The 15860-nt window shown below is 47.8% G+C and carries 13 protein-coding genes; 6 read left to right on the top strand and 7 right to left on the bottom strand.

Annotated features, from left to right (window positions below):
• Positions 1 to 3 precede the first annotated feature (3 nt).
• Positions 4 to 384: a hypothetical protein gene (locus tag RT717_RS03225; RefSeq protein WP_317490304.1), complete on the bottom strand. Its 381-nt coding sequence runs from the start codon at positions 382 to 384 to the stop codon at positions 4 to 6.
• A 185-nt stretch (positions 385 to 569) separates the two neighbouring features.
• On the opposite strand from RT717_RS03225, the gene RT717_RS03220 reads away from it, so the two are divergent.
• From RT717_RS03220 to RT717_RS03210, 3 genes are all read left to right on the top strand, one after another.
• Positions 570 to 944 (top strand): iron chaperone, encoded by a 375-nt coding sequence (locus RT717_RS03220; protein WP_317490303.1) that lies wholly within the window; start codon positions 570 to 572, stop codon positions 942 to 944.
• A 178-nt stretch (positions 945 to 1122) separates the two neighbouring features.
• Positions 1123 to 1527, top strand: a complete 405-nt coding sequence (locus RT717_RS03215) for a heme-binding domain-containing protein (RefSeq protein ID WP_317490302.1) — start codon at positions 1123 to 1125, stop codon at positions 1525 to 1527.
• Between the two features lie 3 nt (positions 1528 to 1530).
• Entirely contained in the window at positions 1531 to 1986 is a 456-nt protein-coding gene (locus RT717_RS03210; protein WP_317490301.1) for a heme-binding domain-containing protein, read from the top strand.
• A 7-nt stretch (positions 1987 to 1993) separates the two neighbouring features.
• On the opposite strand, the gene RT717_RS03205 is transcribed toward RT717_RS03210, so the two are convergent.
• The 3 genes from RT717_RS03205 to RT717_RS03195 all read right to left on the bottom strand — a co-directional run bounded on the left by RT717_RS03205 (position 1994) and on the right by RT717_RS03195 (position 5984).
• On the bottom strand, positions 1994 to 3289 hold the full coding sequence (locus RT717_RS03205) for an enolase C-terminal domain-like protein (RefSeq protein ID WP_317490300.1): 1296 nt from the start codon (positions 3287 to 3289) through the stop codon (positions 1994 to 1996).
• Between the two features lie 62 nt (positions 3290 to 3351).
• Positions 3352 to 4515 (bottom strand): mannonate dehydratase, encoded by a 1164-nt coding sequence (locus RT717_RS03200; RefSeq protein WP_394854120.1) that lies wholly within the window; start codon positions 4513 to 4515, stop codon positions 3352 to 3354.
• A 26-nt stretch (positions 4516 to 4541) separates the two neighbouring features.
• Positions 4542 to 5984: a GntP family permease gene (locus tag RT717_RS03195; protein ID WP_317490299.1), complete on the bottom strand. Its 1443-nt coding sequence runs from the start codon at positions 5982 to 5984 to the stop codon at positions 4542 to 4544.
• Positions 5985 to 6238: 254 nt separating this feature from the next.
• Here RT717_RS03195 and RT717_RS03190 point away from each other — a divergent pair, with 254 nt between their 5' ends.
• Positions 6239 to 9640 (top strand): HEAT repeat domain-containing protein, encoded by a 3402-nt coding sequence (locus tag RT717_RS03190; RefSeq protein WP_317490298.1) that lies wholly within the window; start codon positions 6239 to 6241, stop codon positions 9638 to 9640.
• A 63-nt stretch (positions 9641 to 9703) separates the two neighbouring features.
• Here RT717_RS03190 and RT717_RS03185 read toward each other — a convergent pair whose 3' ends face one another.
• Positions 9704 to 10162 carry a hypothetical protein gene (locus tag RT717_RS03185; RefSeq protein ID WP_317490297.1) on the bottom strand — a complete coding sequence of 153 codons (459 nt, stop codon included), beginning with the start codon at positions 10160 to 10162 and terminating at the stop codon, positions 9704 to 9706.
• A gap of 3 nt (positions 10163 to 10165) precedes the next feature.
• Positions 10166 to 10612 carry an Lrp/AsnC family transcriptional regulator gene (locus tag RT717_RS03180; protein ID WP_317490296.1) on the bottom strand — a complete coding sequence of 149 codons (447 nt, stop codon included), beginning with the start codon at positions 10610 to 10612 and terminating at the stop codon, positions 10166 to 10168.
• Positions 10613 to 10878: 266 nt separating this feature from the next.
• On the opposite strand from RT717_RS03180, the gene RT717_RS03175 reads away from it, so the two are divergent.
• On the top strand, positions 10879 to 13617 hold the full coding sequence (locus RT717_RS03175) for a glycoside hydrolase family 2 protein (protein WP_317490295.1): 2739 nt from the start codon (positions 10879 to 10881) through the stop codon (positions 13615 to 13617).
• Positions 13618 to 13743: 126 nt separating this feature from the next.
• Here RT717_RS03175 and RT717_RS03170 read toward each other — a convergent pair whose 3' ends face one another.
• A complete protein-coding gene (locus RT717_RS03170) occupies positions 13744 to 14151 on the bottom strand; it encodes a GxxExxY protein (protein WP_317490294.1) in 408 nt (135 codons plus the stop codon).
• 92 nt (positions 14152 to 14243) lie between these two features.
• Between RT717_RS03170 and ade the strand changes: the two genes are divergently transcribed.
• Complete coding sequence (gene ade, locus RT717_RS03165) at positions 14244 to 15860, top strand: adenine deaminase (protein ID WP_317490293.1); 1617 nt, start codon at positions 14244 to 14246, stop codon at positions 15858 to 15860.

Here is a 15860-nt window from a genome sequence, read left to right as displayed (position 1 = left end):
TTTTCAGGAATTCACCTTAATATCCGGATCCAGGGTATAGGTATTTCCATTCGCCTTAAAGCCGATCGTATAACTTTCTGATTTTCCTGGTTTATCTCCAACTGTACCTGCCCAATTTGGGCTTGAAGGAAGCGACTCGAATACACCAACAGCGCCCCCCAGGTAGGCAAACGAGCTGATCGCTACTGCTGAAGTGTTGTTTTTCGAAGAAATATGAAATATGACGGTGTCGCCTGGATTTGCATGCACGGTAAAATCGGTACTCGACCCGGTGTCGGCATCAAGGCATGAGTCGTAAAGCAGGCAGGCAGCCGCTGGTGATTGAGATGGGTCTGACGGCAGAGCGTCAGTGTCGATCACCAACGTAACATGAATAGTTGACATAAGATTAGCTGTATTGAAATGGTTAGAAATAAAATAATGCTCCTAAATCTCTCAATAAAAAAATAGAAATCAATATTAAATTCCCGGTAATACCCAACTGAAACGATTTACTTTCTGTTTCCAAAAATAAAACCATTGAAGTCCAATTTATTATCTTTCGTTTGTGGTTAACAAAACCAACGCCTATGGCACCACCTAAAGCACAAAACATCGACGAGTACATTTCTAATGCGCCCGAGACACTTCGGGAACGGCTTTTCCAACTGCACGATTGCATTGTTGCCGTAGCTCCTGCCGCCGAGCAAGGCATCAAATGGCGTATGCCAGCATATACCACCAGGAGGATTCTGGTGACCTGGGCTGCCTTCAAAAACCACATCGGGTTCTACCCCACGCCCTCTGTGGTCGCTGCTTTCACCAACGAACTGAAGCCTTACAAAACTGCCGAGGGATCGGTGCAATTTCTTCATAGTGAGGAGCTGCCTTTCGAACTGATCAGCGAGATGACCAAGCGAAGACTAAAAGAATGCGAAGAGGACGATGCTAAGTGGAAGGTGTAGCCGTCAGGCTGAAAACGTCATCCCAGCTATAAGTGCCTTACTTTCTTTACTAAAACGAAGTAGCAACAGCAGAGTGGAGCTTCAAATCAAAGTACAAAGAAGAGCAGCTACAATTTTTTTATGTATGGATGTCCATACATAACGATATTTAATATATTAGAGTGAAAAACTGCATGCTATGAAAAAATTTACTCTACTTGCCGGAGCTCTCCTGCTGTTCGCAGCTTCAGGAATGGCTCAGGAAAAAGAACCTACAAAAATCCTGCTGGTGCCCGAAGCCGACGCTGGTAAAACAGTGGCATTCACTCTTGAAGCCATGTCGGTGATTGAAGCAAAATGCCTGGGATGTCATTCTCCATCCGGAAAAAGCGACAAAGCCAAAGAGAAAATGCAATGGGAAAAACTACAAACCCTAAGTGGTGCCGATGCCATGGCAAAGCTCGATGAAATTTTAGAAGTGCTCGACAAAGGAGAAATGCCTCCTACGAAAATGGTGGAGAAGTACCCTAATATGAAACTGACAGAGGAAGAGTCAGCCAAGTTGCACAAATGGGCCGAAGCTGCGCTCGCTAAATTAGAATAAACGTTGATCAAGAAAATAGTCTTAGGCATAGGAGTCCTCGTTGTAGGACTCCAGTTTTTCAGAGGTACTCCACCTGATGTAGCATCCGACAATCCAGATGACCTGATTGCGACTTCTCAGATTTCGTCGGAAGTGAGCGGTTTGTTAAAAGCGGCCTGCTACGACTGTCATTCCAATGAGACCCGGTACCCTTGGTATTCTTATATCACGCCAGTTTCCTGGTTCGTTTTCGACCATATCAATCATGGTAGAGAAGAAGTTAATTTTTCGGAATGGGCGGGCCTCAGAAAGAGTAAGAAAGTGAGAATACTCAAAGACCTTACTGAAGAGGTGGGCGAGGGAAAAATGCCACTGGAATCGTACACGATCATGCATGGCGATGCACAATTGTCCAAAGAGCAAAGGGACTTGCTCGTTAACTGGGCAGAGAGCTTCTCGGCAGAGGTGATGAAGGAATAAATGGCGTCTACCACCTCACCTTCTTAAATTCCCAGTCAGGAATCACCTTTCTCATCTCGACCAGGTCGTCACGTTTGGTGATGCCGCATTTCAAATAGTTTTCGTGTAGCTTTTTCAGGGCCTCCTGGTCTATTTCCACCCCAAGTCCGGGGCCAGTTGGCACCAGCACAGCTCCCTCTTCGAACTTCATTCGCCCGCCTGCAATTACCTCCTCCGACTGCCACGGATAGTGGGTATCCAATGCGTAAGGAATCTCCGGCAATGCAGCGCCCAGATGCACCATGGCTGCCAGCGAAATACCTAAATGGCTATTGGAGTGCATCGACAATTTGCGCCCGAATGTCTGGCAAAGTTTAGCCAACTCCATGGAGCTGCGCAGCCCTCCCCAAAAATGATGGTCGCTGAGTATAATATCTTCAGAACCAAAGGCAATACTGCCAGGAATGTCTTCAAAGCTAGTCGTGCACATATTGGTAGCCAGTGGCATTTTCAACGCCTTTCGGGCCTTAGCCATATTTTCCTGTCCCCTGACAGGGTCTTCGAAATACTCCAGAATACCCTCCATCTTTTTACCATATTCGATGGCCGTCTCAAGCTTCCAAATGGCGTTAGGGTCGAGGCGCAGGGGCACATCCGGGCCAAAGTGATCGTAAAGCGCCAACATAGCCGCCACTTCTTCCACAGGCGGAAAAGCACCTCCCTTTAGTTTGATTGACTTATTTCCGAATTCCTTAACCATGGCAACGGCCTGCTCAACGATGCCCTGCGGGGTAACTGCCTCGGCCTGCCGGGCAGCATCCCAACCTGTAGCGTTGGGGTCAGTACCAAACGCCAGTTCACCGCCAGCTCCTTCATATTTATAAAAAAGGTAGGCTGCAAAAGGCACCCTTTCTCTTCTTTTTCCACCCAAAAGATCAACAACTGGCCTACCAAGCACCTTGCCCTGAATATCGAGGCACGCCACTTCAATAGCGCTGAAAACATGAACGATCTTGCGCTGGTCCCAGGGAGCGTCGCCCCGTTCTGAGGTGGTTTCCTCATCAAAATGGCTTTCTATGGCGTCTCTTATCTGGTTGAGTTGAAAGGCATCCTTCCCAACGATAAGCTCTCTTGCTTTCTCAAGCGCCTCGTTAGTATCGGTGGTGCCGGGAATCTCGCTGATGCCAATAATGTTATCGTCGGTAACAATCTCCACTATCGTTCTGAGCGCATAAGGAGCGTGCAGCCCGGCGGCGTTAAGTAGCGGTGGGTCGACTGTGGCGATGGGGGTGATGATGATGTCTTGGATGATGGGGCCTTTCATAGGGGTAATTAAGTGACTAGTTATTGGTTATTTGGCCAGGGGTAGAGCAAATTACTTGAATTTTACACTTCACTGCCGATAACGTCTATCAATGCTTTGATGTAGCCAAATGCAAAGGCGTGCCCTTGCAAGCCACTGGCGGGGTCGTCGTGGTGCGGAATGTGATCCGGCATCACCATACCGTCATAATCCACATTTCTCAATTCCCGGATAATCTCAGCAAAATTCATATCCCCGTTGTCGGGGTATACTTCCTGAAAATTATTCCACCCGCCTTTGATGTTTCGCAGGTGAATGTTGAATATCTGTTTCCTCTCCCCCACCCAGCGAATGATGGGTAAAATTTCCGTTCTTGGATCCTTTAAGCCCTCAGCGGTGGAGCCCAGGCAGAGGTTAAAACCGTGTGAGGGACTGTCGTATAGTTGCGCAAATTTCTTGATCCCTTCAAACACATCGGGGCTGTTCCATCTTGTTATCCCTCTGAACCCCACGGGCGCTGGTGGGTCGGCGATGTGGTTAGCCAGGCGCACATTGTATTCCTCGGCCACTGGCAGCACCCGGTCGAGGAAGTAGGTAATCCGCTCATACATGGTATCAATGGAAACATCTCCTGCAACAGTTTTTGGTTTGTCTTGCTGCAGGGCCTCTTCGTAATTCCATGTGCTATAAGAGGCATTGCCCCTGGTGGGATCAACTGTTCTGCTTGTTCTGAGTATCTCCAGGATAATTGTGTTGTAGTTGAGGGTGCGAACACCCGTTTTTCCCGCCACCGAAATCATTTGCTGGATCATTTCTATCTCACGATCTCTTTCGGGACTTTTCCCAAGCATGATATTAGGCGTTGAAATCTTGTCGATACCAGCTGAGGATAGCGGCAGATGATAGGCGTCGAGACTGATCCCGTATTTTTCGCAGGCTTCCTTTTTAGCCAGAGAGTCATCCAAATCCCAGCCAACTCCTTCAATCAATTTCGGAGAGCCTCCATCCAGGTGATACACGCCGTGCCGGGCCAGGTACTCAAGATTTTCTTTCCCCGTGCCCCCGTGCTGGCAGCCGACGTGCATTCTCATTGGTTTGGTTTTCAGCGGCGGATTAGCTTCGGCCTTGCTGTCTGTTGCCTCACACCCAGCCATCATTGAACCCAACGATCCAGCCACGGCCGTAGCTCCAAGAGAGGATTTGACAAGGGAAGATATGGCCTTTCTTCGGTTAATATTAGGTGTCATATTCTTCGACGTTTCTGATATATCAATTAGATAAGGGGAAAAATACTGGCAGCAATAAGAATGACGATTAACCCGACCAGCCCCATGATCGTAAGCAAGGGAGAAAAAGTTTTGAGTGCTTCCTGCTCGGTAAGGTTGCTCATTTTACACACAATCCAGAAGCCACTGTCATTCATCCAGGGAATAAGTTTCGAGCCGCAGGCAATGGCCAGCCCCAGGTAGAGTTGGTGGTATTCCAGCGTGCCTGTGTTTGCCATACCTGCCAGTATTCCCGAGGCAGTAATCATCGCTACTGTCGCCGACCCCTGAGCGGTTCTAACAATCGCCGTTATAAAAAAGGCCAATGGTATCAACGCCATTTGGTAGTCTTTGGTGAGCTCGGCTAGTCGCAGACTGATGCCGGTTTGCTGCAACATTCCCCCAAAAGCGCCACCAGCTGAGGTAATTAGGATGATCACGCCAGCACTCATCAAGGCTGTTTGAACTGAGGCAGTTAGTCCTTTTTTGTCCCCTTTTTTCTGCACAGCCAGCAGCCAAATGGAAGAAAGAGCTCCAAGGGACAAAGCAACATTTTTTTCTCCGACAAAGTCCAGCACCCCAGTGAACGATGATGTTTCACTCACCTCAGCAAAAGAGCCGATCAGGGCATTTACGCTTATCAATGCAATAGGAATAACTATCGGCAGCAAGGAAAACCACAAAGCAGGAAGCTCCCGCTCGTCTTTCTCAGACAGTGCCTTGATCTCATCCAGCGGAGCATCCACCGCATTCCGCAGGGGAATTGGCCACTTGCGATTGGCCCAGACGGCATAAAGGTAGCCGGCGCTGATGGTCACCAGCCCAACAAGGAAGCCTCCCATCATCATCATGCCGATGGGTATGTTCATTTCGGTGACTAAAAATAGTGGGCCCGGTGTTGGCGGAACTAATGAGTTGGCCATGGCGGCTCCAGCAGCAATGCACAAGATCAGCAATCCGTAATTTTTACCAACCCGCATGGCCATGGCTTTAGCCAGCGGCACCATGAGGTAAAAAACGGTATCAAAGAACACAGGAATACCAATAAAAAAACTACTTCCCAGAAATGTCATGGGTGCATATTTGTCGCCCGTGACTTTCAGGGTAGACCGCACAATTTTTTCAGCAGCCCCGCTTTCCAGCATGGTCTTACCAATGATGGAAGCCATAGCGATCAGTATCCCAATTTTACCACAGGTATTCCCGAATTCAGTAGCGATGCGAATCCCTTCACCTTGGGTGGCTAGCCTTTGAGCAGAAGCCTCGGAGGCACCTTTGCCCATTTGATAAAGAAGAACTGCTGATTCGGGAGTGATGAGCGCCACGACAAAGGCACCAAGGAGCAGCGCCAGAAACGCATGGAGCCTGAATCCTATGATGCTGATGAAAACAACAAGGATTCCGATAGCTAAAATAAACAGAGGATCTTCTGTAAAATATTGAATGTTCAAAGCAGGTAGTTTAAGCGCTCCATTTAAATGCGTAGCTTAATATCTCCATTTTATGGGACAGGTTCACAAAAGTCAATACAAAAATTATGTATCTACCCTGATTGTCAGGCTGAACGGTATTCGGTCACTCCCAGCCAAAAAAAGGAAGTTATCTGACGCCGCTGGGAAATTTTCCTGCCGTTTAAGGCAAACTACTGGCTTCCTCGTCTAAAATAATATAAACTTATACTTTCAAATATATACTCCAGTTTAATATGACATTCCTACTGAACACCCGCAGGTTGTGGCCTGCTTTTTTTCTGACCTTGCTACTCATCGGCTGTACCGAAGAGCTGCCTAAAGAAACTCCTCTAACGATAAAAGAAGACCAGGCTACCGCTTATAATCGGGCCAAAGAAGTACGTGAGAATACTTCCCTTGAGCTGTACGATGGCATTACGATGAGCCTTTGGGCGTCCGACTCCCTGGCACCTGACCCCATTGCCATGTCGATAGATGATGAGGGCAATGTGTACCTGACCCGAACCAATCGTCAGAAGCACTCTGAGTTCGATATTCGTGGCCACCAGGACTGGATGACCCGCTCTATCGCCTTGCAAACCGCAGAGGAACGCCGGGCCTTTCTACATAAGGAATTCGCACCAGAAAACAGTGCCAGAAATGAATACCTGCCCGACCTGAACAATGACGGTGTCCATGACTGGAAAGACCTTGCTGTGGAAGAAGAAGAAGTATGGAAAATTACCGACGAAAATGGTGACGGCATTGCCGATGTATCCAAGCGGATTCTCAGCGATTTTCATGACGAAATAACCGACGTAGCCGGAGCACTACTGGTGAGGAAAAACGATGTTTTTGTGGGCGTTGGCCCAGATATGTGGAGGCTTCAAGACACGAATGGCGATGAAGTACTCGATAAAAAAGAGTCGATTGCGACAGGATTTGCTGTGCATATCGGCTTCGGTGGGCACGGAATGTCGGGTGCCATTGAAGGGCCCGATGGCCGTATTTACTGGGGCATTGGGGATATTGGCGCCAACTTGACCGCCAAAGACGGAAGCACATACAAATATCCTAACCAGGGTGTGATTGTAAGGTCGGATCCTGACGGGAGCAACTTTGAGGTATTTGCTGCCGGACTTCGCAACACGCATGAATTTGTTTTCGATGCTTATGGCAATATCATCAGCTCCGACAACGACGGCGACCACCGTGGGGAAAGCGAAAGGCTTGTTCACATAGTAGAGGGGCACGACGCTGGCTGGAGAGCCAACTGGCAGTATGGAAAATACACCGACCCCCGCAACAATAAGTACCATGTATGGATGGATGAAAAGCTCTTCCAGCCACGCTGGGAAGGTCAGGCTGCTTATATCATCCCCCCCATCATGAACTATCACAATGGGCCAACTGGAATGGTATATAACCCTGGCACGGCACTTGGCTCAGCCTGGAAAAACCATTTCTTCCTTGTGGAGTTTGTTGGCAACCCAAGCAGATCCCCTATCTGGTCGTTTACCCTGAAGCCTAAAGGAGCCACCTTCGAGCTGGAGCAGGAGAAGAAACTGGCTTTGGGCATCCTGCCTACTGGTATCCGCTTTGGCCCTGATGGTGCGCTCTATGCCGCCGACTGGATCAATGGATGGGATACAAAGAACTATGGCAGAGTTTGGAAAATAGATGTAACCAGCGACAAGAATGACCTGGCAGCCGCCCGTAAAGAAACCAAAGAGCTGATGGTGCTGGATTACGAAAGTCAAAGTGAGGACAAGTTGTACAGCTTGCTTTCTCATGCCGATATGCGCATTCGCCAAAAGGCACAGTTTGAGCTCGTGAACCGTGGTAAAAAAGGCGCACAAATATTTAAAAAGGCTATCGACCAAACCGACAACCAACTTGCCAGAGTTCATGGTATTTGGGGGCTTGGTCAACTGGGAAGACAACGCCTCGACCATGCAGCGCCGATTGTTGGGCTACTTGGTGATAGCGACCCTGAAATAGTGGCTCAGGCAGCCAAAATGCTGGGAGATGTAAAGTACGCAGAGGCTGCACCTCAGCTAGTAAAACTACTGAGCGACGACTATCCGAGAACCCGCTTCTACGCTGCCGAAGCGCTTGGAAGACTTAAATATGAGCAAGCTATTCCCGACCTTATTAAAATGATTGAGGCCAACAACGATGAAGATATTTATATCAGACATGCAGGAGTGCTCGCTCTCAGCCGGATAGGCAAGCAAGAGCCAGTGGTGGCGTTGGCAAGCAGCTCAAGCAGGTCTTTGCGCATTGCTGCTGTATTGGTATTGAGAAGACTTGGTAGCGAAAAGGTAACTGCCTTTCTCAAAGATCAGGATGAGTATATCGTAACAGAAGCAGCACGAGCCATCAACGATGATTGGTCGATAGAACCAGCTTTGCCAGCTTTGGCAAGCGTACTTACTGAAACCAGATTCACCTCAGAGCCTTTGCTTAGAAGGGCTATCAATGCGGCTTTGAGAGTGGGTGGAGATAAAGAGCTTGATATGGTCATTGCCTTTGCACTCAGAGATGGCGTGGCGCCGGAACTAAAAGCAGAAGCACTTGCCACGCTGGGCACCTGGGCCAACCCATCGGTGATGGACAGAGTAGATGGCCGCTACCGTGGTGAAATCAAAAGAGACGCTGCACTTGCTCAGGCAAAAGCAAAAGCGAATGCTGCTAAGTTTCTTCAGAGCTCCAATAGCGCTGTCGTGATTGCGGCTGCCAATATGCTGGCAGAATTACAAGTACCTGACTTTAATGACCAGCTAGCAACGATGATGACAAACCACCCACTTCCCGAAGTAAGGGCGGCAATGCTCACAAGCCTGGGCAAGCTTAGCTATAGTGACATGGAAGGACTCGTGAAGAAAGGCATGAACGACAAAGAAGGCGAGGTAAGAACTACCGCTCTTAGCCTTTTGAGTGGAATGGAGATTTCCGCTGAAAATCTACCTGGCATTGTCACTCCTATTTTCGCCAAAGGTTCTTTAAAAGAACAACAGGAAATGTTGACAGTATTGGGCAAGATGCCAGCTGAAAAAAGTGAGGCTATCTTGTCAGGGCTTATCGATCAGCTTACCAACAAGAAACTGGACAAGAGCCTGACGCTTGATCTCATCGAGGCATCCGAGGCAAATGGTTCAGCAGCGCTCGCCGCCAAGGTTGTCCCACTGAAATCTGACGATACGAATACCGTTGCCGCCTTTCAGGAAACGCTTTATGGTGGCGATGCTCGCCTGGGTGGCAGAACCTTCTACACCCACCCTGCCGCACAGTGTACCCGCTGCCATGTGATTCGGGGGGAGGGAACGACCGTTGGCCCACAGCTTGGAGGAATAGGCAGCCAACTCACAAGAGAGCAAATACTCCAGGCCCTGATCGAGCCCAGTGCGAGACTGGCACCAGGGTTTGGTTCTGTTTCACTTACGCTAAAAGACGGACAAAAAGTGTCTGGCATTTTGATGGAAGAAACCGACAAAGAACTGGTGCTGAAAACTTCAGAAGCTGAACCACTTCACATTCCCACGGCAAGAATTAGCGAACGCAAAAACTCCCCATCCAGCATGCCTCCTATGGGCGGCATCATGACGAAGCGGGAAATTAGAGATGTGGTAGAGTTTCTGGCGAATTTGAAGTAAACCTTCTTTAAGTTTTATTTCTAAAAGGCCCCAGCAGAAGATCGTTTCTGTTGGGGCTTTGCTTTAGGAGGCAGCGTTCAGCATTTTGCCTTCGGTGTCAAATAAGGTTATGGGTCTTACATCAGGTTCCACCCATCCTGCCCTAGCCTCTTTGCTCATCAGCAATTCTTTAGAGTAAAAACTGAAAGGAAATTCCTTTTGAATGAAGGGCTGTGCTTCCAGGTTCGACAACAAAGCATCGAAGTCATACTCACGGGTAAAACTCAACTGATAGCCTATTACAATTTGAATATACAGCTCCGTGATGGTTTCATGATAGCCGGAGTTTTCGGTGTTTTTGCCTCCAACAGCTTCGTTGTATTTTTTGATGCCTTCCTTGATCAGCTTTCTTGCTTCCGCTATCGGATGGTGGTAAGTATACCACAACGCCATCACAAAATGAGCAAAGTGCGTCCACTCCGATGAAGGCCAGGTACCTTCTTCAAACCCTTTGACTAATTGTTCTGCTTCACTGTAAGTCATCTTCTATTTTGATCTGATGTTGATGTCTTCTTTATAAGTACTCATCACAATGGTTGTGCTTGTTCTCGTCACGGCCGGGCTCCCTTTGATTCGGTTAGAAAGTAGCTCCTCCAACTCACCTGTGTCTTTCACCAACACCTTTAACAATAAGTCATAATCGCCAGCAATGTGATGGCACTCCAGAACCTGTGGCAGGCTCACAAGGTACTCCTTAGCTTTGGAGGCCCCAGCATGCTCCAGCCATACCTGCACAAAGGCAAGCAACTTGAGGCCCAACCGCTCTCTACTGAACCTGATCGTATACTGTTCGATCACCCCCGACTTATCCAGCTTCCTAAGGCGCTCCGTCACAGCCGGCAGCGACAAGTGAATCTTCCTGGCTATCTCCGCCCCGGTTATTCGTGAATTGGCAGCCAGCTCATCCAGTATTCTTAAATCCGTGTTGTCCATTGCTATAGTTCGTTACGAAAGTAATTTTTACTTTACTTTATAAATAGTAATTAAATTATTAACAGCTATTATAAATAATTTTCAATACAAATACTTAACTATATTCAGAGTATGCCTTTTTTCAAGGCCTGAAAAACTAATTTCGTTTGGTTGCTTGCAGCTTCTTGCAGCGCTGCTCTAAATACATTGAACCGCTCTCCAATTTTCATTTGTAAAAGGACTCCTTAAAACATAGTTTTAGGGTTGAACACTTTACCTACTCAGTTATGAAATCCTTATTATTTACCTGCCTCGGCACACTCTTTTCATTCTTTGCTTTTTCGCAGATGATTCCGCTGCCGGAGCATCCCAGGCCTGACTTTGAAAGAGCCGATTGGAAAAACCTCAATGGTGTTTGGGAATTTAAATTTGATGCTGACGATGAAGGCCTCACGAAGAGCTGGAGCACAGGCAATACCAGTTTCGACAAAACCATCCTTGTTCCATTTCCATGGGGCTCCACCCTTTCTGGTGTAAAGGACGAAGCGGACATCGCCTGGTACAAAAGAGAGATCACCGTTGACCCAAGCTGGAAGGGTAAAAAAACTTTCGTGACCATAGGCGCCTCCGACTGGGAAACCACTGTTTGGCTCGATGGGCAAAAGTTGGGTAGTCATCAGGGCGGCTACACTCCTTTTTCGTTTGACCTAACACCTTATGTCAACTACGGGGAAGCTCAAAAGCTCGTTATCCGGGTAGACGACATTCGCAGAGATTTTACTTTGTATGGCAAGCAAGGTTACGGCAATGCCAGAGGTCTATGGCAAACCGTTTATCTGGAGGCCAGAGGAAATAACTACCTGGAAGCCGTTCATTTCACCCCCGATATCGACAACAACAAAGTTGACGTAACGGCCTATTTACCAGATGACGCAACAGAAGACATCAAAGTAAACGTGGTAATTAAAGGGGCACCAACCCCGATCTCGCAGGATGCAACTATTACCAAAGGAAAAAACAAAGTACGTTTCAGTATCAATATTCCAAACGCTCACCTTTGGAGCCTTGAGGATCCCTTCCTTTATACCGCCGAAGCAACGCTAGGAGATGACAAAGTGAGCACCTACTTCGGTATGCGCAAGATTTCTGTAGTGAACCTTCCGGGCACTGACTATCCCTACATCGCCCTGAACAACAACCCCATCTACGTTCAACTCACGTTAGATCAATCTTATCACCCTGATGGTTTTTACACATTCCCTTCCGACCAGTTTATGCGGGAAGAAATTGAGCGAAGCAAGTCCATTGGACTTAACGGCATCCGTGTTCATATCAAAGCCGAAGTGCCCCGCAAACTGTATTGGGCAGATAAGCTGGGCTTGCTCGTCATGGCCGACTTACCTAACAGCTGGGGAGAGCCAGAAGAGAAAATGCAAGCCGAAGCCGAGTATACCCTTCGGGAAATGATCAAGAGAGACTACAACCACCCAGCGATTTTTTCATGGATAGTTTTCAACGAAACATGGGGGTTGAGAACCGCCGTAGAAGTCGATGGCAAAAAGGAAAACAAATACTTGCCTAGAACACAAAAATGGGTGGCCTCCATGTATTACCTGACCAAGTCGCTGGATGGAAGTCGGTTGGTAGAAGACAACTCCATCTGCTGCGGCGCAGGCCATACAGAAACGGATATCAACTCCTGGCACAGCTATCTTCCCGGATGGGAATGGGAGGCTTTTATGGCCAATCTGGAGAAAAATACCTACCCAGGCAGCACCTATGATTTTGAAGACGGGTTCAAGCAAGGCAATCAGCCCAATATCAACTCAGAATGTGGTAACGTGTGGGGCTACGATGGCAGCACCGGCGACGTGGACTGGACGTGGGACTACCACCGCATGATGAACACCTTCCGCAAATACCCCTTCATGTCGGGCTGGCTGTATACCGAGCACCATGATGTGATCAACGAGTGGAACGGCTACTGGCGGTTTGACAGGACGGAAAAGAAAACAGGGTTAGGTGAGATTGTTGAAGGAATGACCACCAACGACTTTCATTCCCTGGTTTATCTTTCTACCGGAAATGAAATCAGCAAAACAGTAAAGGGCGGAGCAACAGTCAGCGTGCCGCTCTACTTATCGTCCATGAGCGCCCAGGAAATGGGGAGCCAGCTAAAAATCGTGTACGAGCTGACCCACACCAACTACCTCGGCGAAACATCAACTTTCAAACAAGGCAGCCAATTGGTGGACTACAAGCCATATATTCAATCGACACCTGCCCCAATAGAAGTGACAATGCCTTCAACAGCTGGCTTGTCTATCCTCAAATTGAGACTGGAAGACATGAGTGGCAAAGTGGTGCACCGCAATTTTACAGCTTTCGAAGTAACCGGAACCGACAAGTTGGCAAAAACAGAGGTGATCAGTGTTTCTCCGGCTTCTTTCACCAAGGCTGACTGGAGTAAAAAACAGTGGAATGTACTGGATGGGCTAAAGGTGAATGGCGCTGGCAAAGGCAGCTTCGAATACACTTTTGACCTAAGCGGTACAGAGACAGCAAAAGCAAAAGAAGCTTACTTTCTGGTAGAAATATCTGCCAAGGAGCTTTTCGCCAAGGACAAGGAAAAATTCGAGGCGGGTAAAGACTATATGCTGGGTGCCAGAGCTGAGCCGAGCGCCAACCCCAACTCCTACCCTATGACTGACGAAACGATGTTTCCATCTACCGTCTCCATTTGGGTAAACGGCACCAAGGTGCAAACGACGACCCTCGCCGACGACCCAGCGGATCACAAAGGCATCTTGAGCTGGCACCACCAGCTACAAGACAAAAAACTGAGAGAGGCTGGCTCTTATGGCTACCTGACTAAGGTACCAGTTTCAAAGAGAATGCTAAAAGACGCCGCCAAGACCGGAAAAATAACAGTAGAAATAAGAACAGAGGGCGAAGGTGGTGTGGCCGTTTACGGTAAATCATTTGGGAGGTGGCCAGTGGATCCGTCAATTGTTTTGACGTATTGAGGGCTGAAACGATATTTTAACACAACTTGAATGTGTGGTCGAATTAATCATTTCCTGTCTTTACTAGGATTCCTTGGATGAAAGGATTTTAGGATTTTCGAGTAAGGTCAGGAAATGCTTCGATAGTTACTGCTTAGCCTTAACATCTGGGTGTTTGGTATTATAGATTCTCTTATATTGAAGACTGCGGCTACCAAAATTGATTAAGAGCCCAACAGGTAAATTGTAAGCTTCCAGGTAGTTTCTGCATTGGTTAAGATGATTATCGTTCAATTCGATCACCGCTTTCAACTCAACCATGATCTTATCTTCAACGAAAAAGTCCACTCTGCGAGTCCCAATATCAATTCCTTCATAATAGATGGTCATTTCCATCTCTCTTGCATACCCAAGACCTTGCTTTTCCATTTCGATTGCAAGGGCTCTTTGGTATATTACCTCTCGCAACGGCGAACCGTGAAAAACGTTTCCTAGAAAGGTATGTACCTTCATTGCGCACCCAATTATCCGATGTGTGAGTTCTTCGTAAATCATGGCTTCTGATAAAGTTTGGATTCAAATAATTACAGGTAACTAAAATACTAATCTTATCATCTTTCAATCCTATAAATCCAAGTAGAGACAAAATGGAAGGGCAAATAATTGACATTGAGAACAAAAGAATCTACCCCGGCAGACTCACCATAGAAGCAGGCGTCATAAAAAGCGTTGACGAGTTAAAAGACGCTCCGCCAAGGTTCATTCTTCCCGGCTTTGTCGATGCGCATGTGCACATTGAAAGCTCGATGCTCGTCCCGTCAGAATTTGCGAAGATGGCCGTTACACATGGCACAGTCGCCACAGTATCCGATCCACATGAGATTGGCAATGTGCTGGGTGTAGCCGGCGTTGAGTTCATGATCGAGAATGCTAAGACCGTTCCACTGAAGTTCAACTTCGGCGCACCCTCCTGCGTGCCAGCCACTCCGTTCGAAACAGCAGGAGCCATCATCACCGCTGAGGATATTGATTATCTGCTTTCTAAACCTGAGATCAAATACCTTGCTGAAATGATGAACTGGCCGGGGGTGCTGCACAGGGATGCGCTGGTGATGGACAAAATCAAAGTAGCACAAAAGCATGGCAAGCCTGTGGATGGGCATGCGCCCGGACTCAAAGGAGAGCAAGCTGCTACCTACATCTCGGCAGGTATCAGCACCGACCACGAATGCTTCACTATTGAAGAAGCTCTGAACAAGCTGAAGCACGGCATGAAAATACTCATTCGGGAGGGCAGTGCTGCAAAAAACTTTGAGGCGTTAATCCCACTAATGAAGGATCATGCCGATCAGCTGATGTTCTGCTCCGACGATAAGCATCCAGACAACCTGATTGAAGGCCATATCAATCAACTAGTCGTGCGAGCGTTAAAAAAAGGGCACGACCTTTTCGATGTGTTGCAGGTAGCATGCATCAACCCCGTCAGGCATTACGGATTGAATGTTGGTCTGCTGCAAAAGGGCGACCCCGCCGATTTTATTGTGATAGGCAGCATTGAAACCTTTAACGTTTTGGAGACATGGACCGATGGGCAAAAAGTAGCCGAACATGGGAAAGCCCTTTTTGTAACCAAGCCTTGCTCGCCCATCAACCAGTTCAATTGCCAGCCCAAGAAACCAAGTGACTTCTACCTAAAAATGGGTGGTTCGCAAGTAAGAGTTATCGATGCTCTCGACGGCCAGCTCATCACCAGAGAAAGCTGGTTTGATGCAAGCCTACTGGATTCGGATTCACAAACATCCATCGAACATGATGTGTTGAAATTTGCGGTCATCAACCGCTACAGCGATCAGCCGCCTGCTATCGCCTACATCCGCAACTTTGGGCTGAAAGAAGGCGCCATTGCCTCCACCGTCGGGCACGACTCGCACAATATTCTGGCCATCGGCGTTTCCAACGAAGCCATTTGCGAAACAGTCAACCTGCTAGTTGAGAACAAAGGCGGAATAGCTGCTATCGGAAAGGGAAAGCAAAAGGTACTACCATTACCCGTCGCTGGATTGATGGCAAAAGAAGACGGCTACACTGTTGGAAATAAATACCAGGAGATTGACCTGATGGCCAAAGAGTTGGGCTCCACTTTGTCAGCGCCTTTCATGACATTATCCTTTATGGCACTGCTTGTTATCCCTATGTTAAAGTTAAGTGACCAGGGACTTTTTGATGGCGAAAGGTTTACCTTTGTGCCACTTTTCAAAGAGTAA

Origin of the sequence: Imperialibacter roseus, assembly GCF_032999765.1 — a bacterium.
Lineage (GTDB): Bacteria > Bacteroidota > Bacteroidia > Cytophagales > Cyclobacteriaceae > Imperialibacter > Imperialibacter roseus.
Note: the sequence above shows the minus strand (reverse complement) of the source record. Positions and strands in the feature narration are given on the sequence as shown.